The sequence below is a fragment of the Arsenophonus sp. ENCA genome (assembly GCF_002287155.1).
GTDB classification, from domain to species: domain Bacteria; phylum Pseudomonadota; class Gammaproteobacteria; order Enterobacterales; family Enterobacteriaceae; genus Arsenophonus; species Arsenophonus nilaparvatae.
In genome coordinates, this window is the sequence record NZ_NHNG01000164.1 from 1 (window position 1) to 1,705 (window position 1,705).

At 40.6% G+C, this 1,705-nt stretch carries 3 protein-coding genes; 1 reads left to right on the top strand and 2 read right to left on the bottom strand.

The genetic code is table 11. The features are described from left to right. The coding region (locus tag CBG25_RS04370) for a hypothetical protein (RefSeq protein ID WP_290604843.1) at positions 1-182 on the bottom strand (182 nt) is incomplete at its 3' end. A gap of 105 nt (positions 183-287) precedes the next feature. Between CBG25_RS04370 and CBG25_RS04375 the strand changes: the two genes are divergently transcribed. Continuing rightward, positions 288-1,445 (top strand): ABC transporter permease, encoded by a 1,158-nt coding sequence (locus tag CBG25_RS04375; RefSeq protein ID WP_290604845.1) that lies wholly within the window; start codon positions 288-290, stop codon positions 1,443-1,445. An 84-nt stretch (positions 1,446-1,529) separates the two neighbouring features. On the opposite strand, the gene CBG25_RS21300 is transcribed toward CBG25_RS04375, so the two are convergent. Continuing rightward, on the bottom strand, positions 1,530-1,688 hold the full coding sequence (locus CBG25_RS21300; protein ID WP_366212646.1) for a hypothetical protein: 159 nt from the start codon (positions 1,686-1,688) through the stop codon (positions 1,530-1,532). Positions 1,689-1,705: the final 17 nt, after the last annotated feature.

Consider the following 1,705-nt stretch of genomic DNA (forward strand, 5'->3'; position numbering starts at 1 on the left):
GAAGGTTCAACTAATCGCCATAGGTCTTTAGGGCGGAAACATCTACTTTTTAACCATCGGCTAACCGTGTCATGAGATAAAGGCGATGGGCTGACTTCTGATAACGCCAAACTAGAGTATCTTACACTGCTTACTTGCAAGAATATTTTATAGATATCTTTAATGCATGGATAACCGGACAAAATATGAACATCCTGATTTTTTCTTGTTTTTAAATTTATATTTCTTTTTTAGAGACTGCGAAACTCGTGTATTAGTTTGATAGTTAACTATGACCGAGGGAAACAATGAGCCAAACAGAAAAACAATCAGCCCACGAAGCGCAGTTTTCCTGGCGTCGTTTACAGCCCCTGTGTATTAAAGAAAGTAAACAGATTTTACGTGACCCCAGTAGTGCGATAATTGCCGTCATTATTCCATTAATGCTGCTATTTATTTTTGGCTACGGCATTAATCTGGATTCAAGTAAATTACGGCTTGGCATTTTAGTCAATCAACAAAATAATCAAGTGCGAGAATTTGTCGCTGCCTTTACCGGGTCCCCTTTTATTGATGCGACAATTAGCGATAATCGAAAATTGCTAATAGATAAAATGCAAGCAGGTGAAATCCGCGGTATAGTAGTGATCCCGGTTGATTTTGCCAGCCAGCTTAATCGTCCCTCAGGGCATGCATCGATCCAGGTTATTACCGATGGTAGTGAGCCAAATACCGCCTATTTTGTACAGGCTTATGCTAAAGGCATTTGGCAAACCTGGCAGCAGCAGCAAGGTGAAAACGCCGGTTATGCTACTCAACCATTAATTGTTACTGAATTACGCTTCTGGTTTAATCCGGCAGCCATTAGCCAACATTTTATTATTCCAGGTGCAATCAGTATCATTATTACCGTAGTCGGTGCCATTCTGACTTCACTGGTGGTTGCCCGCGAGTGGGAACGCGGTACAATGGAAGCCCTACTTGCCACCCAAATAACCCGCACAGAATTGCTGCTTTCTAAACTATTACCTTATCAATTGTTAGGCACCTTTGTCATGCTACTGTGCATATTAGTCACAGTCTTTATTTTGCATATTCCTTATCGTGGTTCACTTTGGTTGTTATTTATTATTACCAGTCTCTATCTGGCTGCTGCCCTTGGTATGGGATTGCTGATATCTACCTTAACCCGTAACCAATTTAATGCCGCTATCGTTGCATTAAATGCCGCTTTTTTACCTGCCATTATGTTGTCAGGGTTTATTTTTGAAATTGATAGTATGCCGATAGTTATTCAATGGGTAACCTATTTGATCCCGGCTCGTTACTTTGTTAGTAGTTTACAAGCTCTATTTCTGGCCGGTGACATTTATGTTGTCCTGTTGACCAATTTTCTTTTATTAGCCACCACTGCCATCATCTTTATTGGGCTGACTGCATTAAAAACGCGTCGCAGGCTTGATTAGGGAGAGAATATGCTACATCGTCTCTATACACTAAGCGTGTTGCTTAATAGTGAAATAAGGGTATTTCGGTGATTGAAGTAAATTTTAGGCTGTTCTGAGATGGAAATTCCAAAGACCGGCACTAAGGAGTAAAAAGGTATCATCAATAAAGGGTCTACGATTCCGTAAAATTTGGGTCATACAACCGAAGCGCTTGATACCCGCGATGGCGTGTTCAACCGTAATACGGATGCCCGAGATTATTTTATTTTCTTGTTTTT

Bases quoted from the DNA above. Each gene is read 5' to 3' on its own strand.
- CBG25_RS04375 (WP_290604845.1), top strand. From the start codon at position 288: ATGAGCCAAACAGAAAAACAATCAGCCCACGAAGCGCAGTTTTCCTGG.